The 20328-nt window shown below is 69.1% G+C and carries 21 protein-coding genes and 2 pseudogenes; 7 read left to right on the top strand and 16 right to left on the bottom strand.

The features are described 5' to 3' along the window. Positions 1-788: 788 nt before the first annotated feature. On the bottom strand, positions 789-1007 hold the full coding sequence (locus tag AB0G84_RS35550) for an EF-hand domain-containing protein (protein ID WP_361330629.1): 219 nt from the start codon (positions 1005-1007) through the stop codon (positions 789-791). Positions 1008-1217: 210 nt separating this feature from the next. Next, a complete protein-coding gene (locus AB0G84_RS35545; protein ID WP_361330626.1) occupies positions 1218-1769 on the bottom strand; it encodes an MFS transporter in 552 nt (183 codons plus the stop codon). Between the two features lie 886 nt (positions 1770-2655). Between AB0G84_RS35545 and AB0G84_RS35540 the strand changes: the two genes are divergently transcribed. Further along, positions 2656-3321 (top strand): bacteriocin fulvocin C-related protein, encoded by a 666-nt coding sequence (locus AB0G84_RS35540; protein WP_361330623.1) that lies wholly within the window; start codon positions 2656-2658, stop codon positions 3319-3321. A gap of 60 nt (positions 3322-3381) precedes the next feature. Here AB0G84_RS35540 and AB0G84_RS35535 read toward each other — a convergent pair whose 3' ends face one another. Further along, positions 3382-3507 (bottom strand): hypothetical protein, encoded by a 126-nt coding sequence (locus AB0G84_RS35535; RefSeq protein WP_361330620.1) that lies wholly within the window; start codon positions 3505-3507, stop codon positions 3382-3384. A 372-nt stretch (positions 3508-3879) separates the two neighbouring features. Further along, entirely contained in the window at positions 3880-4317 is a 438-nt protein-coding gene (locus AB0G84_RS35530) for a hypothetical protein (protein WP_361330617.1), read from the bottom strand. 59 nt (positions 4318-4376) lie between these two features. Here AB0G84_RS35530 and AB0G84_RS35525 point away from each other — a divergent pair, with 59 nt between their 5' ends. Further along, positions 4377-4532 (top strand): hypothetical protein, encoded by a 156-nt coding sequence (locus AB0G84_RS35525; RefSeq protein WP_361330614.1) that lies wholly within the window; start codon positions 4377-4379, stop codon positions 4530-4532. 409 nt (positions 4533-4941) lie between these two features. Here the strand turns inward: AB0G84_RS35525 and AB0G84_RS35520 are convergent, their stop codons facing one another. The 3 genes from AB0G84_RS35520 to AB0G84_RS35510 all read right to left on the bottom strand — a co-directional run bounded on the left by AB0G84_RS35520 (position 4942) and on the right by AB0G84_RS35510 (position 8072). Continuing rightward, positions 4942-5775: a PIG-L family deacetylase gene (locus AB0G84_RS35520; RefSeq protein WP_361330611.1), complete on the bottom strand. Its 834-nt coding sequence runs from the start codon at positions 5773-5775 to the stop codon at positions 4942-4944. Positions 5776-7167: 1392 nt separating this feature from the next. Beyond that, a complete protein-coding gene (locus tag AB0G84_RS35515; RefSeq protein ID WP_361330608.1) occupies positions 7168-7476 on the bottom strand; it encodes a hypothetical protein in 309 nt (102 codons plus the stop codon). Between the two features lie 368 nt (positions 7477-7844). Beyond that, positions 7845-8072: a cupin domain-containing protein gene (locus AB0G84_RS35510; RefSeq protein WP_361330605.1), complete on the bottom strand. Its 228-nt coding sequence runs from the start codon at positions 8070-8072 to the stop codon at positions 7845-7847. A gap of 740 nt (positions 8073-8812) precedes the next feature. Here AB0G84_RS35510 and AB0G84_RS35505 point away from each other — a divergent pair. The 3 genes from AB0G84_RS35505 to AB0G84_RS35495 all read left to right on the top strand — a co-directional run bounded on the left by AB0G84_RS35505 (position 8813) and on the right by AB0G84_RS35495 (position 10645). Beyond that, entirely contained in the window at positions 8813-9208 is a 396-nt protein-coding gene (locus AB0G84_RS35505) for a DUF6415 family natural product biosynthesis protein (protein ID WP_361330602.1), read from the top strand. A gap of 661 nt (positions 9209-9869) precedes the next feature. Next, on the top strand, positions 9870-10163 hold the full coding sequence (locus AB0G84_RS35500) for a hypothetical protein (RefSeq protein WP_361330599.1): 294 nt from the start codon (positions 9870-9872) through the stop codon (positions 10161-10163). Next, the gene (locus AB0G84_RS35495) at positions 10157-10645 is read left to right on the top strand and encodes a GNAT family N-acetyltransferase (RefSeq protein ID WP_361330596.1); all 489 of its coding nucleotides are present in this window, start codon (positions 10157-10159) and stop codon (positions 10643-10645) included. Before AB0G84_RS35500 ends, AB0G84_RS35495 begins: the two co-directional genes overlap by 7 nt. Before the next feature lie 449 nt (positions 10646-11094). Here the strand turns inward: AB0G84_RS35495 and AB0G84_RS35490 are convergent, their stop codons facing one another. From AB0G84_RS35490 to AB0G84_RS35470, 5 genes and pseudogenes are all read right to left on the bottom strand, one after another. Further along, positions 11095-11583 (bottom strand): hypothetical protein, encoded by a 489-nt coding sequence (locus tag AB0G84_RS35490; protein ID WP_361330593.1) that lies wholly within the window; start codon positions 11581-11583, stop codon positions 11095-11097. A gap of 77 nt (positions 11584-11660) precedes the next feature. After that, complete coding sequence (locus AB0G84_RS35485) at positions 11661-11933, bottom strand: hypothetical protein (protein WP_361330590.1); 273 nt, start codon at positions 11931-11933, stop codon at positions 11661-11663. Between the two features lie 36 nt (positions 11934-11969). Continuing rightward, positions 11970-12248, bottom strand: coding sequence for a hypothetical protein (locus AB0G84_RS35480; protein ID WP_361330587.1), 279 nt, complete (start codon positions 12246-12248; stop codon positions 11970-11972). Positions 12249-12274: 26 nt separating this feature from the next. Next, positions 12275-12799 (bottom strand): hypothetical protein, encoded by a 525-nt coding sequence (locus AB0G84_RS35475; protein ID WP_361330584.1) that lies wholly within the window; start codon positions 12797-12799, stop codon positions 12275-12277. A 64-nt stretch (positions 12800-12863) separates the two neighbouring features. Continuing rightward, positions 12864-13547, bottom strand: a pseudogene (locus AB0G84_RS35470) (acetoacetate decarboxylase family protein); the annotation flags it as partial. A gap of 22 nt (positions 13548-13569) precedes the next feature. Here AB0G84_RS35470 and AB0G84_RS35465 point away from each other — a divergent pair. Further along, entirely contained in the window at positions 13570-13734 is a 165-nt protein-coding gene (locus AB0G84_RS35465) for a hypothetical protein (protein ID WP_361330581.1), read from the top strand. Positions 13735-13778: 44 nt separating this feature from the next. Here AB0G84_RS35465 and AB0G84_RS35460 read toward each other — a convergent pair whose 3' ends face one another. The 4 genes and pseudogenes from AB0G84_RS35460 to AB0G84_RS35445 all read right to left on the bottom strand — a co-directional run. Then, a complete protein-coding gene (locus AB0G84_RS35460) occupies positions 13779-14783 on the bottom strand; it encodes an alpha/beta fold hydrolase (protein WP_361330578.1) in 1005 nt (334 codons plus the stop codon). A gap of 13 nt (positions 14784-14796) precedes the next feature. Continuing rightward, positions 14797-16722, bottom strand: coding sequence for a hypothetical protein (locus AB0G84_RS35455; protein ID WP_361330575.1), 1926 nt, complete (start codon positions 16720-16722; stop codon positions 14797-14799). Next, on the bottom strand, positions 16719-19190 hold the full coding sequence (locus AB0G84_RS35450; RefSeq protein ID WP_361330572.1) for an FAD-dependent oxidoreductase: 2472 nt from the start codon (positions 19188-19190) through the stop codon (positions 16719-16721). The genes AB0G84_RS35455 and AB0G84_RS35450 overlap by 4 nt, the downstream gene beginning before the upstream one ends. Positions 19191-19329: 139 nt before the next feature. Beyond that, positions 19330-19676 (bottom strand): annotated as a pseudogene (locus AB0G84_RS35445) (sialidase family protein); the annotation flags it as partial. On the opposite strand from AB0G84_RS35445, the gene AB0G84_RS35440 reads away from it, so the two are divergent. Continuing rightward, entirely contained in the window at positions 19594-19812 is a 219-nt protein-coding gene (locus AB0G84_RS35440; RefSeq protein ID WP_361330662.1) for a hypothetical protein, read from the top strand. The pseudogene AB0G84_RS35445 and the gene AB0G84_RS35440 sit on opposite strands and share 83 nt — an antisense overlap. Positions 19813-20328 lie beyond the last annotated feature (516 nt).

Below are 20328 nucleotides of genomic sequence, written 5' to 3'. Positions count from 1 at the left end.
CGGGAACCGTCACCGATACCGAGCGCGTGCAACCTCACTCGCATTTTGCACCTCCGCGCCTCACCTCAAGCGCGAAGCGCCGACGCTCTCGGATGACATGGCGCGCTGCCCAAGTGCCAGGCCGGTTGCTCCGAGCTCAGCGGCCAGACGGCGCCTGAGGCAGTCGGCGAGAGCAGCGGCAGAGGGCCGGTGCGGCCGGTGCCAGGCTGGGGCGCGCCGGCCGGCTACGTTCGCCGAACTGAACGAGGGAGGCGAACGGGTGCGGCTGTACGGGTGCAACTGCACGGGTACGTGTGGTGTGCGGAGCGGGGCCAGGGTGCGGATCCTGATTCAGGGCACGGCCGTGTAGGACGCGAGGGAACTGCCTGCCCGGGCGAGCATCACTCCTGGCCGGCCGCGACGCGTCGTGCTGGAGAGCCATGACGGCGCCGACGTGATCGCTGACGTCTGGCTCCACACGTACTGACGCACCGGGACGCAGCCGCATCGCCAGGTGGGTCAAACCGCCGAGGAAGCTGAGTTGGACGCGGCCAGGAGCCCACAGTCGGGTACGTCTGCCAGTACAACAGCGTGGCTCCGCTCCGGGAAGCCCGAATCGGAGCCACGCTGCGCGGGACTGAACAGCTGATCGGCACTAGACACATGCGTGTAACGCCAGTCAAGACTGCCAGAGCCCGTTGGGCTCCTGGCCGGTTCGGGGACTGCTCAACCGGGGACGAGCCGTCAGCTGAGCCTCGGGCCCGGCGGCCAACCCTCTGTGGCACACTCACGCGCCACAGGCAGCAGGGTCAGCCCTTCATGCCTGCCCAGAACTCCTCGAAGGACATCTGGCGATCGCCGTTGGTGTCGAGCGAGTCGATCAGCTCCTGGGCCTGCGACGCGGTGATCTCCGTGCCCTCCAACTCCGCCACCACCTTGCGGTATTCGTCCGCAGTGACCAGGCCGTCCCCGTCGATGTCGTAGCGCTCGAAGACCTTGCGCGCCGCCGTCTCCATGATGTCTGCCATGTGCTCCACCCTTGTGCGATCTTTGCTGACGCCCAGACTATCCGTCCGCAGCAACACCTCCCGGGCCACGCCAGGCTCGGGACTTCTCAGGGCTTCGAGTACGAGGGGCAGGTCCGGCCGGAGCAGTGTCCGTCCGTGGACCGGGGGAGCGAGGGTCTTCCTGGGCTGTGCCTGGGGGTGTTCCGGGTATGTCCTGGCTCGCGGCATATCTTACGCTTCCTCGTTGCGGCGCCCGGTTCGCAGTTGTGTGAGTGTTGTGGTGGTTGTTAATGCGAGTCCGGTTGCTGCGAGTAGTGTGCTCCATCGCATTGCGGCGAGGAAGGCGTGTGTCCCTGTAAGGAGCGCTCCGAAGGCTGCTACTGCGGTGGCTCCGCCGGTCTGGCGGGCGGTGTTGAGGACGGCGGACGTGGTGCCTGCCCGGTTTGCGGGTACCGCGTCGAGGAGCATGGTGGTCAGTGCTGGCATGGTTAGTGCCCCGCCGAGGCCGACCGGCACCATCAGGGCCACCGCCAGCCACACGTGGGTGTGTGTGCCCACTGTGAGGAGTGTCAGTAGTCCGGCTGTCGCGAGCAGTTGTCCTGTCACTATCGGTACTCGTGGGCCGAGCAGTCTGGCCAGCTTTGCTGAGGCGAGGTTTACCACTGCGACCAGTGCTGTCATTGGGATGAACATCAGGCCTGTGTGCAGCGCGGACTGCCCGCGCTGTTGTTGGAGGTACAGGCTGAAGAGGAACACCCCTCCGCAGTAGGCGGCGTTGAGCATGAAAGGGCTTCCAGCGCTTCTCCAAACGCGTAGATACGTTCGGTCGCCTCCAGGTTGACCAGGTTGTTGATGACGCGCTCCTGGGAGCTGCCGGCGAGCGAGCCGCAACTGCCTAGGAGGGACTGGTACGGGCGGGTGAGAATCAGGCGGTCGATATCGGCATCGCTGATCTGGTGGCGGAGGATGCTGGCGAGGTCTTCGACCGGTTCTCGAAGGGCATGGGGTTCGTGCCCCGTGGTGCGTCGTCCACGGCTCGGCTCGCTGGGCTCCGCGTCCGGTACGCGGGTCGGCTGGGGGAGGACCTGGAGCGTCGATCCTTCAGAGGCGGAGCTCGCCGGTGTGCAGCGAGCAGAGTCGATCCTTCAGAGCGGGAGCTCGCCGGTGTGCAGCGAGCAGGAGGGGTTCGTCTCTGGATCGAGGTGGACATCGGCAAGAAAGAGGCTTGCCGGGTGTAGTGAATCAGCTCAAAACTGCACACACCAGGTGTCGATACTGACATTTGATGTGTCACTCGGTCTACGCATGAAAGAGGGGAATGCGTGTGATGAGTTCCGACAAGCCCGACTTCGGGAGAGAGCGATGGGTGCTCGCCTTCGATGCCTCATGCGGGACGTGCCGAGAGATCTCCGACGTGGTGAGTGAAGCGTGTGACGGGAGGCTCGAAGTACTGCCGCTGGCCCATCCGGAAGTAGATCGGTGGCGTGCGAAGGCGTTGGGCTCCAACGCCCCCTTCGCGCCCACGCTGATCCGAGCGGGCGGCGAGGAGGTACGCGCGTGGACAGCGGCGCGAATGGCCCTACCGTTAGCGCGGCGCCTGGGCCTACGGGCGTCTCTACGGGTGCTCGGTGCTTTAGGGCAGTTGCGACAGCAGGCTACCGAGCCTGTAGTGCAGCAGCGGACCGAGCCAAAGGTGCTCGGCCGGAAGTCTTTCCTGCGGATTAGTGCTGGTGCAGCCGTGGCTGGGGGCCTACTGCTGACCGGGAAGACGCCCGCGTTCGCGCAAGAGCGGCAGACCGCCGCCGAGGCGTGGGTGACGGCGAATCGGCATAATTTGCCGCAGAGCTACCGGTCCATCACGACCTACTCGCTCGAATATCGGAGGGAGATCTACCGGGCGTTACCTCCAGCGACCCGAGGAAAGCTGTGGCGCGAGCACCTGGACCAGTACCGGGCGGCTCACCCCAACCTGACTCAGGAGCAGCAGATCGTCCTCGATCGCCTCCAGGAGCGCTTCTCCGACGACTCAACATTCGACTCAGAGCAGGCCGCCCGGCCGTCGGTGCGGCACGAGATCAACGAACTTCAGGAGTCGGTGATCGCCGCCTTCGGTCAAGAAGAGGCGTACACGGTCGTTGGGGTGCTCGGCCCCCCGCGGGAGCGATCACGGGACTACGGCGCGGCAGCGCCGAGGTGTTACTGCCACGCTGGAAGCATTATCGACTCCTGCTCGAGCGGTGATTTCTGCTACAGCGGAGCTAGCTGCGTCACGACCAATAGTGGTTGCGGGTTCGCATGGAGGGAAAAGTGCAACGGACTCTGCTACCCCTGGTGACAGCCTGAAGCGGCTCCGCAGGCCCGGCCAAGCGTCCAATGCGCTCGTTTTCGCTGCCGGTCACCTGCCGGCCAGATAGAAGCTGCCGACCACGGTCAGCGTGTGATTGATCGTCGCGGGCGCGTACCCGGCCTTGAGGTACCGCTTGCCGGTGGGGCGTGGTTGACGACCCAGGCTCTGGAGCATCCGGCCGGGTGCGGCGGCGCTGCGGATTCGGTGCCGTACGACGCCGTCCCACTATCACTGCCACCTGCTCAGGGCCGTGCGCCATGAGGTGGGCGGCCTCGTGGTCGGGCGCACCACTGTGCCGGCGTGCCAGCGTAGGTAACCCCGGAGTCATGCGGCGGTGCCAATCAGGGCAGGAGGCAGGGCATGTCGCCCGGCTCCAGCGCGTACCCGTACACCGAGGTCGAGCTCGTGTAGACGCCCCGGCCGTGGACGCGGCCTGGCACAAACTGCTCGACACCCCCGCCTACGCGGCCCTGTGTCAGGCGACCGCCGGCCGGCCGATCGGCCACGCCGCCACAGGCGGCCACGGCCTGATCTCCTGGGCACCGCCTACGAAGAGGCGTACGGACCGCTGCCGGAGATCTGGTTCACGACGCCGACGGGAACGTCGACCAGGAGGCCATCGCCCACTACCGCGCCGCCGGCACCGTGGTCGCCGAGTGGGACTGCTCCCCGATCGGCGGCCCCGGCCGACCCGGGCGCACCGGCCGCGCCCCAGCCCCGGAGCTGGAGCCGGGGAGTGGGAGATACTCCCGCGTCCCGTTGCAGCACGAGCGGGCCGTCCTCGCCGGCGCGGCGGCCCGCGAGAAACTGCGCACCACCATCGCCGCGCGGGGCCGGGCGTACGACGTCGTCGCGCACCAGCAGGCGGCAATGCCCGAGCAGCTGCTCGCGCCCGCGGCCGCCGAATCCGAGCACGGCCACCAGGAGCCGGAGGCCGAACCTCCAGAGGCGGTCGACCTGATGGCGCTGCAGGCCTTGAGGCAATCCCGTACGGACGTGGAGGCCCTCGATCTCACAGCCGAGCGGCTGCGCCTCCTCCAGACATGTTCACCAAGGCAGCCGACGACTCCCGCGCCCGCGCGGACCGCTACGCCGAACAGGACGATGCCGATGGAGCGCACCCGGTGCGCCAGAACGACCAGCAGGCGCACCACCCGCAGCAGCCCGGACCGCACCGTGGCCGGGAGGCCGGCCACTGAGCGCACCCGATGCCACTCCAACGACCGCACGCGCATCCGGTGCGGCTACCGGTGCAGAGCCACCACGGAGGCCGCCACCGCACGAGCCCGCGCCACCCGCTCATCGCGCAGCGCCATCAGAGCCTGGGCGGCGCCTGTCGGTGCGTCGGCGAGGACCTGACCGACGAGGTCACGGCGCGGATGGGGTGTCCAGGCCGGTGCTGGTGGCGCGGCTGCTGGAGCTCGATGCGGCCGGGGCGTTGACGACGACGCATGTCCGCGCGGGCAGCCCGCAGCTCTCCACCTGTACGGTGCCAGGCGATCGCGGGCTGCCGGAGCGCAAGCCACGTGGACAAGCCTCCGGGCGTGTGAAGCGCTCAAAGTGCTGTGCGGCTGATGACCTTTCCCAAGCCCTGGTCGGACGGTCGGATCAGCGCAGTCCGGCGAAGAGATCGTTCTCGGGTACGGCCCCGCCGGTGGGGTCCTGGACACGTACGAAGGTCTCCATGCCCATCAACTCGCCGAACCTCTCCTTGCCCATCTTGAGAAAGAAGATGTTCTCGCCCTGACTGGCGTGTGCGGCCAGGGCGTCGAACTTCTGACCGCTGAATGCGGTGGTGTCCACCCACGTGGTGATCTCATCGTCGGGGAGGCCGATCTCGGCCATCGCGGCGGCCTCAGCAGGATCCGGCTCCGGCATGTCCTCATGGAACTCGCGCACGATCTCCCCGAACCGCTGCATCATCGAGCGGGGCATCGTCGTCCAGTACACCTTCGGTGTCAGCGCGGTCATCTCCAGCGCTGCCATCGTGATGCGGTGGGCCTGGATGTGGTCGGGGTGGCCGTAGAAGCCGTTCTCGTCATAGGTGACGACCACATCGGGCCGATAGTGCCGCATGAGTTCCGCGAGTCGGGCAGCGCCTTCCTCCACGGGGGTCTGCCAGAAGGATCCAGGGGCGTCGTTGCTCGGCCAGCCCATCATCCCGGAGTCGGGGTAGTCCAGCATTTCCAGATCGCTGATCTTCAGGGCTTCACAGCTCGCCTCCAGTTCTTGACGGCGCATCAAGGCGACGGTCGCCGGATCGTGCCCGGGGTCGCCCGGCTTGGCACCCCCTGGTCCGTCACCGCAACCGCCGTCGGTACACGTCACGAGAACCGTGCGGATACCCTCCGCCGCGTACCGCGCCAGGACCCCTCCGGTTCCGGTGGCCTCGTCGTCGGGGTGGGCGTGCACCGCCATGAGCGTCAACGGCCGGTCAGTCATGAACAAGTCCTCCTGCGGAAATACATCCTGGTCTGAGTGCGCGGCGGGCGTACCGCGATCCCGGGGCCCGGACCCTGGCGGGCGGATGACCTTGTTCCCACCGTGCAACGCCGGTCCCTCGGTCGATGCAACAGCGCCGACAGGACCGCGATTCCCAGAGGGCGCAGCCGCGGGCCTGGAGGCAGAGGGAGCGGCCGCCACGTACCGCTCTGAGCACCCGCCCGCATTCCGCCCGCTGGTAAGCCTGGTGTTGAAGGGCACCAAGGACTACCTGCCGGGCGTACCTCCTGCTGCGCGTCCTGCGGTTCCCCCCCACAACCCCCTACGCCGTCCTCCCCGGTGTGCGGGGCCGAAGTCGCAGGTCAGAGGCCGGGGTCAAGGGCTGCGCGGCACTTCGACAACCCTCCTCCTTCCCCTCGCTCGTCAGTGGTTGGTGTTAGTGAGTTGAGGGTGGGGCGGCGGGTTCCGGGCCGGGCTCGTGGCCGCATGGCCGAGCGGATGCACCGGCGCGTGACCGGCGTGGTCTGGGCCCAGGTGAGTTCGTAGTGGAAGGCCACGGAACTGTGGATCCGATCGCCCCTGGCACTCGATGGCCTCCCCGGCCGTCGACGCGCTGATGGAGGTCCTGTTCATGGGCCGCCAGGTCCGCATGCACGTGCTCCCTGGTCGCCCAGTCCGCCACCGCCCGCGCCCTCGGAGGCCCCGAAGTCCGCGAGCAGTTCGCCACCCGCATCCTCGCCCGCTACAGCCTGAACGCCTGGCGCATGCTCGCCCCGGAGATCCACCCCGCCCCGAAGTCCACCAAGCACCAGCGGCGCGCCAAGGTCGTAATCGGCGGCACCCCCCCCGCGAGCCCCAGGTGCTCTTCTTCACCGACGCCGAAGCCCGCGAATGGGCCACCACCGGCCCGACCACCACCACGGGAATGCACCCGTCCTCCGAATCCCTGACGGGCGCCTGGGCTTGGAGCGCCACACCGGACGTGCCCGAGTCGATCCAGCCACCGACCCCGGCGACGTCTTCGCCGACGCCTGGAACATCACCGCATCCCCGGCCGCATCCCCGGCCGCCGCCCCGGCGGACACCGCCGCGGCGGAGACGTCGCCGGTGAACCCGGCACCGGCCGACGACCAGGCGATAGGACTGCGCGAGGCCCACGAACATCACCTGCCGGACATCACCCTCGGCGCGCCGCGCACCGCCCGCGCCAACGACCCGGCCTTCCCCGACTCGGACGACAAACGCGCGCCGAACTCCTCTGCCGCGTCGGCGACCTCAAGCGCTGGGCACGCAACCGGCCCCGCGCCGCCTCCACCACCGACCTGGACTGACCGACCCTGGCCCCACTCCCGCGAATCTAACGTGGCCCCGAAGCGCAATTATTCTTGCGTCTCAGGATTGTCGCTGCGGCAAGGGTGGCAGTCCTTGCGGCGGGATGCAGTAAATCATCTTCGAGTAAGTGTCTTTGAGGGCGCCTTCGAATTCTACACTCACAGTAAGTGCATCGAATTTAGTGCTTGCGCCGCGAGTCAGCTCGAATATTCTAACCTCGCCATCCTTTGCAAAGACGCCGCCAGGTGAAAGCTTGCTGATTGCATACTCCCTATTAAGTTGCAGTCCGCGACTCTGCAGGTAGTTGACAACCTCTTCGTAATCTCCTGAGAATTCGGGGGAGCCTTCGCATGTCACGGCGATACTCACTGTCCGGATAACCCCTATGTCTGACCCGGATTTCTTCACATCTACCGCCCATACGCCACTGGAGGCCTTTGTGAGATAGACAGATTGATTCGCTGCGGGACTTAACCCACTTGCTGCTGTAGCTAAGGAAAGGTCGCAATCCAAGCGCGAATTGGTTTCTAACCACTAGCAGTGTCAGCGCACCGACAAAGAAGCTGACGGCGGTCCCCACTCCGATCGACCCCACCCTGGATAGGTAACCTGCGTTAGGCCGGCTTCCGTGCGCGACGTGAATGATCTCCTATATGAGGAGAGTCGCCGTGAAGATCACCAAAAGCCAGAACTGCCACACGGCAGCCCACCTTCTGGCAACCTTGTGGCCACTGTCCTTAATGGGGTAGGTGGGGTGCATGATTGCCACAGTTTATTGCTGTTACCGCTGTTCCAGTATTTATGAGAGTGTGGCTCGTCATCGCAGGCGTGGTGATGGTCTCGCCAATAATGAGTGTTTGCTGACGGCCTGCTTGCCTTATGTCTGCTGTCCCCTCTTTCAGAGTCGATGTGCTAGCACCAGAATGGTAGTGTTCAAATTCTTCTCCGGGCTCTAAAATGATCATTGCCGCTCGCTTGGCCCCTCTTCCTCTCCGCGTAACAGCGCAGGCATGAAGGCTAGCCTTGATTCGTATTCCTGCGGAAGGCCGCGGCCAAGGAAGGACGGCGAGGAGCTGTACGGCTCCCGGGAGGCCGGTCTTCGTGTGCTCGGCAGGCTGGCAGTTCACCACCGTCGTCCTCGCTCGGGTCACCGTCGGCCCCTTGGACCGGCTCGCGAGGGCGACGCTGGTGGCGGTGGACGCGATCAGGAATGCGTGGCGTTTCACGGGCACCTCCTCCTGCCCGCCGGCCGGCGGCCGCGGCGGGACGGGCAGACGGCTCGACGTGCCGCGCGGTACGAATCCCAATAGCTCGGGCGGGCGGGCAAAGATCTCGGTCAGGGGGAGAAGGTAGTGCCCGGTCGGCCATCGCACCGCGCCGGAGATCCACCGGCGTACCTCCCGGTCGGTGCACTGTCCCGGACGCCCGTAGATCCGGTCACTGACCTGGTTGACCTCGGCGGCCAGGCTCTCGTGCGTGAACCCGAACCCGCGCAGCAGGCCCTGAAGGACGGCGTTCCTCTACTGGTCCATCCGGCCCCGGGCGTGGGCGTGGTGTGGTTGCGACGGTAGTCCCGGCGCACAGTCTCCGTAGGTAAAACCGTCCGACTCCCGGTACGTAACTGCCCTCAACCGGACCTGACCTCACCCGGCCCGCAAGAGTTGTCTGGAGTGACACCACCGCCGGAGCCGGAGGAGCCGCCGTCATGAGCCATCACGTGCTGTACGACCCCAAAGACCTCCCGGACGAAGACCTCCCCCTGGACCGCGAACCACACCTCTCGCTCACCAAGGCCGTCCTCGCCTGGACGGACACGGCCGACCTGAGCGAAAACGACCTCGCCCAGATCGCCTTCCAACTCACAGGCCACGCCAGGACCGTCGCCACCGACGTACGGCGCCGCGCCATCGACCTGCCCAAGGACAGCCAGCCGCGCGCCCTCGTCGACGTGGTGCTCGCGGAGGCCGACCGCCGTCTGTCGATGCCGGCACAGGGCACCGTCGCCTGCTGCAAGAACAGAGCCCGCCTCGTACGCGGCCTCTACGAACGCCTCGCCCGGCTGGAGACCACGGCCGAGCCGCCCGCCGCCCCATCCCCCTGACCCCCTGCAGCTCCCCCGTGGCTCAGGCGCAAGAAGCCCCGGCAACCGCAGCCCTCGCTTGGGTTCTAGTGGTCGTCGGGGCTTCTCCATCTCTGGCTTCGCTGATGTCTACGTGGCGGCCATTGCCTTGGTCCGTCCGGCTTCGAGCATGGCGCGGACGCCGAGCACAAGGGGTTGCGGCCGTGGCCGTACCGATGGCAGGGCTGCTGGCAGGTCGCGCAGCGGCCGACCTCCTTGGGCGGGCACGACAGCGGCACAGTGGTCGACGCGGGGACAGGGTGGCCGGTGTGGGAAGCGACGGCACAGACCGCCCGTGGGGCTGGGTCTCCCGGAAAGCGATGTCACACCGGCGACCCCGCACCCGCCACTTCTTCTGGGCGCGCTGCCCCTTTCGGGCGGATCTACCGGACATCGCTCACCTGAGCTGCGCCGTCGGCTATACCGGGCAAAGCCCAAGCCGTGTACGTGCCGTTCTTCTCGAAGGAGTCCCAGGTGACCGACGAGACAACGAACCGCACCGCCGCTCGCGTGATCTCAACGGCGGCGTTAGGCATTGCCGTCGCCTACACCAGCTTTTGGGGGGTATGTCTGCTACCCGCGACTGACCGCCTACGTCACCACCCACGATGTTGTCGCTCCACCCATTACCGCGCTCGCGGTGATGGCAGGTCCCGCCTTCTTCTGGGCGTTCATCGGGCTGCGACAGGGCATGAGCTGCCTGGGGTGGGCGGCGGGTCTCGCTCTCACCGGCATCCTCATCGCCCTGACGTATGTCTACCTAGCCGACCAGTCCACAGGCCATGGCTTCAACTACTGGCTGTTCCTCACCGCTCTCGTCACCTGCAGCCTCCTCGCGTTCTGCGTCACCCCGTACGTCCTCGTCCGCGCCACGGTCGGCCGCCCTCGAGCCCGGCCGCGTCGGCCTACCGCCGAGGAGCACGCTGACCCATGGTGACCCTGCGAGACATGACCCCCGATGACGCCCCGGCCCTCCAGCGCATCTACAGCGGCGCCTCGGTCCGCTACACGACCGGCCGGGCACTCACTCTCGGCGAGGCGCAGGACAAGATCCGTGCGGCCCTCGCGCGGGCGGCCGAGATGCCCCGCCAGCAGTGGACATGGGGCATCACCGTCGAAGGCGAGCTGATTGGCCGGATCGCGCTGCGCCGACGAACCCCGTCCATGGGCACCCTCAGCTACATCCTCCGCGAGGACACCTGGGGCAACGGCTACGCCACCGAAGCCGCCCAGCACACCGTCGACTTCGCCTTCACCACCGCCGGCCTGGACCGCCTCGAGGCCATGCACCACCCCGCCAACCCGGCCTCCGGCCGCGTCCTGACGAAGACCGGCTTCACGCTCACCGGCACCTGCGACCGGCGCACCGAGGACGGAGCCGCCGTGGCGTACCAGGTGTACGCATTGCCGTTGCCCTGAGCCCAGCTCCGTCGTTGGGACTGGCCCAAGGACCGGCTGCGGCTGCTCCGCACCGCCCGGCCGGAGCTGCCGCCGTGCCTGACCAAGGACCGCCGCCCGCTCGCCCCGGGCCAATCCCTGGTGCGTACGGCCGCCGCCCACGCCGGCTCCAACTGCCGCGACGACTGTGCCTTCGAGCTGTGTCCCTATCCTCCCTAGCGGCTGGACGGCTACCGCCCGGAGCTGTCCGAGGCCTTCTGTCGGGCTCAGTTGACCCTGCTGTCGCGGTCGCGGTGGCGATCCCTCGTGCCACCCGAGGCGCGCTGGCAGCGGGCTCGGACCTCGCCGAACTGAGGCTGTTTTGGGAGCGGATGGGGAAGCGGTCGCTGAACAGCCATCGCGGAAAATGACCGGGCCTTCCCGCAACTCACCGGGACTTCCCTTCCCGGAGGGGCCGTACGGCGTCGTCGTCAGCGGCCTTGGGGCCTGCCCGGCACGGCCGTCACCGCTTTGCCCAGTCGGGTGCCGGCCAGTTCGGTGTCGGCGCGGTCGCGGATGCCGTGCGTGCCGAAGTGAGCCACGGAGGCCAGTGCTTGTGCCGCGTCGCGCAGGCCCAGTTCGAGTGTGACGTCCTTGCCGTCGGCGATCCGGAAGGGCACGGGCCGGGTCTGGGTCCACAGGGCCGGCACCGTCGCGTCGGCCGGTGCGCGGCGAGCCCGAACCTCGTGCCACCGACCCGCCAGGTGCACCCGGGCCGTGTAGATGAGCGAGCTGCCGTCCGCCTCCACGCGGCCGTCGGCCAGCAGCATCCGGCTGCCCCATGGTTCGTGGTCGATGTGTCCGACCAGCCGGGCTCCGGGTGACGGGGCGTCGTCGTCGGGCAGCGGCAGGTCGACGGCGACCTCCAGCACGAGGTCGGCGCCGTCGAATTCGCCATGCAGGCGCTCCCGGTACCGCACTCCGCGCGGGGAACCCGCATCGCCGTACAGCCGGAGTCCTTCGGCACGCCCGCCGGATCGGCGCAGTCAAGGTAGTGCTAGGCATCCCGGTAGCCCATCTCCATCAGGGTGTCCGCGGTGACGCGTCCCGCGAAGAACTCGGGGTCCAGTGGCAGCGGGTACGCCGGTTTGACCACGTGCAGGGCGAACGGCCGGGACGCGGCGACCAGTTCGGCGAACAGCGCCCCGTTCGCAGACATCTCGATCATGTGGACGTACTGTTCCAGCGGCCCGTCACCCCAGTACGGCGTGTTTCCGATGCACCAGACCAGCCAGACCTCGTCGGCGCCGCGGCGCAGGGCCTCTCCCACATAGGGGCCTGGACCCTCTCATCGCCGATCACCGCCTCACCGGGTCTCGTGCCCTGCCGTACCGGCGTTCGCGGCGACGGGGGACTCGGTCGGGCGGGGCGACCGGCGCCACAGCAGCCAGCACAGCCCCGCCGTGGCCAGGTCGAACAGCGCCACGAGCAGCGTCAGGCCAGTGAACAGGTCCCGCGCCACCCCTGCCGTCACCAGGGCGAACGCGCCGAACTTCTGCAGCGCCACCCACAGCAGCAGAAAGGACGGCGCCCGCGGGGACAGTAGCTGCTGGGCGAGCAGGCCACCGACGACGACCATGAACATCCCGACAGTCGCGAAGAGATGCCGGCTCAGGGACGAGGAGCCGACCGTGTCAGTGGAGAGCAGTTCCAGCACGGGGCCGGGGGCCACCAGCTGGCACACCCTGTCACCACCGTCACCGCGGCGCTGGCCAGGAGGACCAGCCGGAGCGGGTCACCGGTCAGCCGGGCCGGGAGCGGGGTCACGAGAGGGGTCGCCGCCCGGGTAACCGTGGCACCGACGAACCGGATGTCGTTGAGCCGCATCCATCGCACCAGCAGCGTGCTGAGCCCGGCCTGGCCGTCGAACTGGCCGCCCCGGATCCGCTTGTTGATCGGGATGATGATCCCCTGCCCGACCCAGGTGAGCAGCGTGATACCGACCACGCAGACGGCCGCCAGCACGACGTACCAGCTGCCCCACTCGCTCCACACCAGCACGATGCCGGAGATAAACATCAGCGGTACGACGACCGTGAAGAACCGGGTCGCCAGCATCGTGGGCACGCCGAAGTGCACGTCGACGTTCTCCGGGGTCAGCGCGCGCCAGGTGGGATACAGGAAGAAACGCAGCACATGGTGCCCATGTACATCGTCGCGCCGAAGAGGAAGTACAGCGCGTTCACCATCAGCAGGGTATTCATGGCCGGGCTCCCACGTCGAACCGCGGTGGTGCGGGCCACTCCTCCGACAGGCCCAGGTCGACGACGCTCTGGAGTGGTTCGCCGAACGTCCGCCCGGCCTCCTCACTCGTGAGGAACCAGCTCTCGAAGTGGTCGTCGAGGATGCCCCGGGTCGACGGCAGGAAGCAGGTGAACAGCGGCTGTTCGGCGATCCCGAGGCCGTGCAGTGCGGCGACCCCGGGGGCGTCGCCGAGGACGAGACGGGCCTGGGCCCACCTGCCCACGGCAATGTCGGCGGCGCTTTCGAAGTAGATGGACGATTTCATCAGCATGCCCCGGAAAGCGCAGTAGTTGACCGCAGCCACCCGCAGCGGCAGCCGCGTCGCGGGCGGGCGCTCGATCTCGATGAGCATGCCGAGCCGGCCATCGTCCTCGTACTGGCTCGAGACGGCCCGGTCGCTCACCCGGAAGTCGAGGCTGGCCCGGTGTTTCGGCATGCCCCAGATGCCCTTGCCGCCCTTGACCGAGACCTCGCTGCTCACCGGAAGGTCCACGACGTACTGGCCGGTGCCGAAGCTGCCGCGCAGCAGTCCGGGCAGCAGCGGCGGCGCGGGCCGGGAGCCGTGGGTGCAGGCGATGGCCACGGAGAACTCGATGTAGCGGCCGATGTCGGTGCGGGCGTAGTCGACGACGCAGACCGCGGCCGCCGGGGAGCGCCAGCGGGTGCAGTTCGCCGCCGGGCAGCAGACGGGCCGCCGCCGCCCGGTCGGCGGGGAAGGCGGCCATCAGAGCAGGGGTGTCGGCGGAGTTCACCGGCAGCACGAACGGGATGCCGTCGACGAGAGCGTGCCGTCCGGCAAGTCGTCGCTGCCGGCGCGGGACCGGTGACGGCCGCGCGGACAGAACCAGCCGAGCCAGGGCCAGTGCGGGATTCATCGCGCCAGCTCCTCCAGGATCAGCGGATAGGTGTCGGCCGCCGCGCGGCGGCCCAGGAAGACGTCGAGATGGCCGTAGCCGGGCAGGATGTGCAGGCTGTCGCGGCCGGGGCGGTGGCGGTGCAGGAAGTCGAAGGTGCGGCGCTGGCTCTCGGCGAGGAAGCAGCGGTTGTCTTCGCCGGCGAACAGCGCGAACCGGGCGTCGGTCTGTGGTGGCCGGTCGGTGAAGGACGGAGGCAGTCCCTCGACCTCGCCGGTGGCCACGAGATGGCCGGCCCGTACACAGGCGTCCATCTGCGCGAAGAAGGTCATGGGGACGTCGGCGAACTCGCCGCGGATCCAGTCGTGGGTGGCCTCGTCGAGGTTTGCGTGGGACCACAGGGCCGGCCGTCCGGAGCCGTAAGTGAAGCTGACCATGCGGCAGACCCCGTTGCGGCACTCCCGGTGGGTGGCGCGGACGAAGCCGGCGACGCAGCGGGCGGCGAGGCCTTCGGGCTGGTCTCCCCAGGCCGGCGAGATGTGCGGCAGGACGCGACCGACGACCGGCGCCACCTTGCTGATCTTGAACCGGGACACGGCGGGCACGACGGGATGCAACGAGACCGCGTTGCTGACCACGGTGTCCACCTGGGGCAGCAGCCCGGCCGCGGCGGCCATCACGAACGACGTGGAGCCCTGACAGTGCACGACCGCCTTGAGTTGGTCCGCGCCGGTGGCGGCAAGGACGTGCTCGACGGCGGCCGGATGGTCGTGCGCGGCAGCCTGGTCGAGGGTCCATGGCATCGGGTCCAGGTCGATGGAGGCCCGCCAGTTGAGCAGCCACACGTCCCAGCCGTCGTCGATGAGGGCGTCGACGAAGGTCCTGGGCAGCGGCGGCCGGAAGAGTTCGGCTCGTACGCCCGCCCCGTGCACGACGAGCACCGGGCCACGGGTCGGCGGATGCCGGCCCTGCACATGGACGACGGTCAGCGGCCGGCCGTCGCGGGCGGTGAAGGGCCGCACCTCGGTGGCGTGGTCACGGCGGGTCGTGGGGCGCGTGGGCGTGCGCCGGACGGAACCGGTCCCGGTCCGGCGCCCGGTGCTTCCGGGGCGGCCGCGCGGGCTCGGTTCGGGGCGTGCGGTCATGGCGGTTCGCCTCCCGGGCGATCACGACGGGGTCCTCGACCAGCCGCACGGTGAGGGGCGCGGCGGGCACCACTCGCTTCCGGCCGCCCGGCGCGTCCGTGAGGTCCCACCGGTGGCAAACGCGGTCGAGCACCAGGGGGTGCAGGGTGAGGTCGCCGTCCGGCGCGATATGCAGGCGCAGGAAGCCCTTGTGGTCTTCGACGGCCTGCCCCGACATCTGCCAGTCGGCGACCGTGCCGCCGCGTGCCGACAGCACCCACAGCGCGAAGGCTTGCGAGCCGCCCACCGCGCCCAGTACTGCGGCCGCCGCGAGACAGACCAGCAGCACCCCCCAGCCGGGCCAGTGCGCTGGGAACGGCAGCGCGACGGCGACGGCGAGCGCTCCCAACGCCACCACGGCCTGAAGGAGTACGGCGTCGGCGGCCCGGGGTCTGGCCGGGCGCGGGCGCCAGATCCGGCGCAGGAGACCCCACAGCACCACCCCGACCCCGCCGGCCACCGCGGTGAACAAGCCCAGGTCCCCGGCGCTCCCGTACCGTACGGCGTCGACGGGCTGGAGCCGGTCCTGTGTCACCGCGAGCAGGAAGCCGAGGACGACGAAGGCGGCGGTGTGCACGGCCGCGGTGAGCCCCGCGAAGCCGGGATTGCGCCACAGAAGCCAGTACGGGGACCACGGCACCGCGATCCGGCGGGCGAGCCGACGGGACTCCCGGACCTCGGGGTACGTGCTCTCATCGGCGCGAGTGAAGGTCACCGCGGGGTCGTCCTTCTCCTGCATCCGGGTCGCCGACGGCGGCAGCGACAGGCTGCGGGGCAGGGTGTGGGTCGACGCCAGGTAGGCGCCGCCGAGACCGCACGTCACCATCTGCCGACGCCGGGGATCCGGGGGGAGGTCTTCGCGCTCGGGCGGATCCGTGGGCAGGTGCTCGGCGTAGCGGGCGTAGTGGTGTTTGTCGCCGGTCAGCCACAGCCGGATCGACGCGCCGGTGGGCACCCGCTCGCCGGTGCGCGGGTCGGTGCGGGTGCGGACCACGGTGCGGTCGAACCAGTGCAGCGTGTCGAAGGCGTCGGCGTCATCGGCACACTTGACCCAGGTGGGTTCGGCGCAGCAGACGATCACTCCGTCGCCCGGTCGCAGCCGGGCCGACAGGTGGTTCTGGAAGTAGCGCAGCTGGGGGGCGTCCAGGTACGCGCCGAGCTGGCTGTCGAGGCCGACCAGCCACCACTTGCGCGGCAGTCGTGCGGCGAAGTAGCTGCGGGTCTGCCGAGTCTGCCAGCCGCCGACGGGCTGGCGCAGGGCGAAGGTGCGTAGGAACGCGGTGAGGCCGTCGTACCAGTCGTGGTTGCCCGGCAACGCTAGCATCAGCGGCGGAGGGCCCTCGGTGCCCGGCAGGGCCGAGGCGTAGGGGCCGGTCATGCTGTCGCGGTAGAGCGCCATCGAGGCCACCGGGTAGGCCTCGTCGCCGCCGAGCACGAGCAGCGAGCCGCGCGGCAGCCGCTCACGGCGGACAGTGAGTTCGGGGGCGGCGAGGGCCCAGGCCACCGACGCGGTGGCGTCGAAACCGTCACCGAGGTCGGCGACGTAGTCGATCCACATCTCGCGCGCGTCCGGGTCGTCGAGCGGGGCCCGTAGGGGCTCGGCCCTGAGCGTTCCCTGGATCTCCCGCTTGTCCGCGTACGCGGCGAACACGTCGGCTATTGCGACCTTGAAGCCGGTCCGTACGAGGGAGGCCGGGTCCAGCCAGCGCACCGGCTCGCACGGGGTGAAGCCGAGCTCCTTGGCGTGGGCGCGCAGCTGCTTGAGCTTGAGGTTCATGGCCTGTCCTTCGCGGGTACGGCGCGCGCCAGGCGTCCGCCGTAGACGGCCCACAGTTCGCCCAGGAACAACTTGCCGAAGAGCTCCATAGCCCGCGCCGGGTGTGGGCCGGTGGTGCGGAAGGTGGTCAGCTGCTGGAGGAAGTCACCGATCCGGATGATGACGATCCCGGCACCTATGACGGGCGCGGTGGCGTCGTCGTCGGGGTAGATGTGCCCGGCGAGCAGGCGGATGTAGAGGGTGGAGGTGTCTGGCCAGACGTCGGCGCCGGGGTCGTCGTGGACGTCCTTGTGGCCGGTGAGGGTGAGCGGGGTGCCCTCCTGGGTGCGCAGGTGGAGCCGGTACAGCATGCGCCGTCGGTCTGCGTCGCCGTCCTGGGTGAAGAGGTTGAACCAGCCGTGCTCCACCTCCAGCCGTCCGCCGAGGACGTCGCAGTCGACGTGGCCGACGGCGTCCGCCGCGTGCGTCGGTTCGGCGACGAAGCGGTCTACGTCGGCGGCGGTGATGGTGAGCCGGAAGTTCAGCCGCTGCCCGAGCGAGCGTCCGAGCGCACGGCCCTGCTCGGGGTCGTCGACGTCGAGGGCGATATGGCCGTTCATCTCTTCGGTGAAGCTGAGGCTGGTCGGTGGCTCGACGGGCGGGGTGTGGGCGGAGCCCGGTGGGGCGGCTTCGGTCGGTGTGCGCGGCGCGGTCCCGTCGGCCGTCGGCCCCTCGTGCGCCGTATGTCCCGCCGACGCCCGACTGGCCGTACGCGACGCCGTTTTCCCTTCCAGGATCCGGTCACAGGCCCGGTCCGCGACGGCGGCGATCGTCAGGGAGGGGTTCGCGCCCACCGCGCCCGGCAGCAGCGCCCCGTCCAGTACATGTAGGCCCGGGAACCCGAAGACCTCGCCGATGTCGTCGCACACGCCCTCCCCGGGATGACGGCCCATGGGGGCGCCGCCAAGCGGGTGCACGGTGATAACGCGGTTGCCCCACCACCACAGCGGGTTGTCGAGGAAGTTGCCGCCCAGCGCCCCCGCGATGTCCCGCATGGTCGAGCGGACCCGCTCGAAGTACGCGCGTGAGGTGAGCGTCGTCCACTCGACGTCGAGATAGCCGCGGCGCAGCCGCATCCGGCCGTCCGGCACGTCCCGTCCCATGCCCAGCAGAGGCACGGAGGTCGCGGAGAAAACGGCGGGCCCGAGCAACAGCGCCAGCTGCCCGCCGACGCGGCTCGCCGGATCCACCCCGAGCCGGGCCAGCAGCCGGTGCAGTCCGAACGCGAGGAGGCGGCGGGCGCCGCTCGGCAGTCGGGAGGACTCGGCGAGCCACGTCACGAAGTCCGGGTAGCCGGCGTCTTCGATGTAGAAGCCGCGGCCCGACGAGCCGTCCTCGTCGAGTGCGTCGCCGCCGCGCACGGCGCTCGTGATGACCGGTCCCCTGCTGCCGTCCAGCCTCAAGGGACGGCTCCCGTCGGCGCCGGCCGTGGCGCGCAGGACCAGCCCGAGCAGGTCGCCGTTGCCGCAGAACCGGGTGCCCAGCGCGCTGCTGAGGCCGGGCAGTGCCGCCCGGTTGCGCAGCAGCAAATAGGTCGAGCCGAAGGTGCCAGCCGCCAGCACCAGGCGGCGGCAGCCAATGCGGTGCAGGGGCAGCCGGTCGGTGGCCGTGCGGCGGCCTTCCCGGGCCGGGTCGTGCACGACGTACGAGACGTCGTAGCCGCCGCCGGGACGGGGCGTGAAGCCTCGCACCTCGCAGCGGGTGCGAATGTCGGCGCCGTGGTGCCGGGCGGCCGACAGGTACGTGTGGTCGAGGGTGTTCTTGGCGCCGTAGTTGCAGCCGATGTCGCACTCACCGCACAGTCGGCAGGTGCTGCGGGGCAGGCCGTGCAGATTGCCGTAGTCCGGTTCGGTGATCTGCGCGCCTGGCACGGGCGGTGCACCGGGCCGGGGTGCGAAGGAGACGGCGAGCGGCGGCCGGAATACCGGCAGGTCGAGCCGGTGGGCCGCCTGGTGCAGGGCGAGTGTCTTCGGGGTGTCCTGGTACGGGTAGGTCGTGGCGCCGAGCATGTGCTCCACCCGGTCGTAGTGCGGGTCGAGGTCGGCGCGGCCGACCGGCCAGTTCTCGTAACCGCCGCCGGGCAGCGGCGACTCGTTCACGAACCACCGTTCGTCCTTGCGCAGCAGAACGTTGGCATAGATGAGGGATCCGCCGCCCAGGCCGCTGGAGACAACGCCTTCCAGACCGCGGAAGGACCATATGTCGAACATTCCGTGCAGGCCATTGGTCGGATCCCAGAAGTTGCGGGCCATGTCGGCGGGGCTGCGGGGGAAGCCGCCCGGCGGATACGGCTTGCCTCTCTCCAGCACCACCACCGACCAGCCGGCCTCGGCGAGGCGGTACGCGGTGACCGCCCCGCCGAAGCCCGAGCCGACGACTACGGTGTCGACGAAGGCTGTGTCCTGACTGTTGTGCGATGCGTCGGCCATGGGTGCTCCCTGCCCCGGCCCCCCACAGCGTGCTCACGCTCCCCACAACATGGTCACACCGGGAGTAGATGCCAGCAAACGGAAGATTCTTACCGTATCTGCTTCAACTACCTGTATCGGTTCCCACTTCGGGTGTCGGTCAGGTGCGGTCCAGCTCCCCTAGCAGCACCCGGCGGAACTCGATCGTCTCGTACGTCCCCGTCACCCCCGTCTCGTACAGGATCCCGACCGCGTGCCGGCCGAGCAGCACCAGGTCGGAGTAGGCCACGCGCTGCTGAGGCAGCGTCAGCGCTTTCGTGAAGGTCGCTCCTCCGTGCTGCGCCACACCGCCATGGACTGGCGGGCGGTGGGGGCGGACGGGCCCGAGAACAGCAACGGGGCGTCACTGCCAGGGAGTTGGAGGATGCTCGCCTCCACCACCGGAACCTCGTTCAGGTTGGGCTGGACGGTGTACGGGCGGTCCAGCGTCTCGGCGCCGTCGCTCGAGCAGCCGCAACAAGAGGTAGGACGGCGCCGGAAAGGCCTTCGTGCGGTCGACGAGGGCGGCGGCAAGGGCGTGCTCGCTGCTGGCCTGCATCGCCATGAGGTACTCGAAGGCGAGCTCCACCTCTTCGGGAGGTAGCGGTGTGCGGGGCCGCTCCAGGTGCGGCATTCGGATCTCCTCAACAGGCTGGCCTCCGTGCCCATCACGGGACTGACCTGATGCTCCAGCCGCGCCCCTGTGGACAAAGGACGGAGAACTCTCCCCCGCCAGAAGGGGCAAACCGGGCATACAAGGAGGAACCGGGCCCCTCTGTTGCTATGGTCGGCCCGACCACAAGCCCGACCATGACCCCTTGTCGATGTCCGTCGGCCAGGCCCCGCGGCCGCGTTTGTCCTTGACGCACTTCGCCGTCAGGTCGCGGACAAGGGGGCCCCTGCGCGCTGCTCTCTCGATCACCGCCCCAGCCGGGGAGACTAGTTCGTGGATCGTGTGGCGCAGTGGCTCGGCATCGGTGTGTCATCCATGACTGCGCGCTAGCCAGCCCACGGCCCACGGCTCACAGCCCACGGCTCACGGCTCACGGCTCACGGCTCACGGCTGGCATTGCGGCTCGTCACTTGTCTGGACGGGCTAGGCTCGTATCAGCCCGCGCTG

The sequence above is a fragment of the Streptomyces sp. NPDC020742 genome (assembly GCF_040641675.1).
Lineage (GTDB): Bacteria > Actinomycetota > Actinomycetes > Streptomycetales > Streptomycetaceae > Streptomyces.
Note: the sequence above shows the minus strand (reverse complement) of the source record. Positions and strands in the feature narration are given on the sequence as shown.

Coding starts and splice junctions, on each gene's coding strand:
- AB0G84_RS35550 (WP_361330629.1), bottom strand. CDS start 1,007: ATGGCAGACATCATGGAGACGGCGGCGCGCAAGGTCTTCGAGCGCTAC.
- AB0G84_RS35545 (WP_361330626.1), bottom strand. CDS start 1,769: ATGCTCAACGCCGCCTACTGCGGAGGGGTGTTCCTCTTCAGCCTGTAC.
- AB0G84_RS35535 (WP_361330620.1), bottom strand. CDS start 3,507: ATGCTCCAGAGCCTGGGTCGTCAACCACGCCCCACCGGCAAGCGGTAC.
- AB0G84_RS35525 (WP_361330614.1), top strand. CDS start 4,377: ATGTTCACCAAGGCAGCCGACGACTCCCGCGCCCGCGCGGACCGCTAC.
- AB0G84_RS35520 (WP_361330611.1), bottom strand. CDS start 5,775: ATGACTGACCGGCCGTTGACGCTCATGGCGGTGCACGCCCACCCCGAC.
- AB0G84_RS35510 (WP_361330605.1), bottom strand. CDS start 8,072: ATGATCATTTTAGAGCCCGGAGAAGAATTTGAACACTACCATTCTGGT.
- AB0G84_RS35505 (WP_361330602.1), top strand. CDS start 8,813: ATGAGCCATCACGTGCTGTACGACCCCAAAGACCTCCCGGACGAAGAC.
- AB0G84_RS35500 (WP_361330599.1), top strand. CDS start 9,870: ATGGCAGGTCCCGCCTTCTTCTGGGCGTTCATCGGGCTGCGACAGGGC.
- AB0G84_RS35495 (WP_361330596.1), top strand. CDS start 10,157: ATGGTGACCCTGCGAGACATGACCCCCGATGACGCCCCGGCCCTCCAG.
- AB0G84_RS35480 (WP_361330587.1), bottom strand. CDS start 12,248: ATGTTCATGGTCGTCGTCGGTGGCCTGCTCGCCCAGCAGCTACTGTCC.
- AB0G84_RS35455 (WP_361330575.1), bottom strand. CDS start 16,722: ATGAACCTCAAGCTCAAGCAGCTGCGCGCCCACGCCAAGGAGCTCGGC.
- AB0G84_RS35450 (WP_361330572.1), bottom strand. CDS start 19,190: ATGGCCGACGCATCGCACAACAGTCAGGACACAGCCTTCGTCGACACC.
- AB0G84_RS35440 (WP_361330662.1), top strand. CDS start 19,594: ATGCTCGCCTCCACCACCGGAACCTCGTTCAGGTTGGGCTGGACGGTG.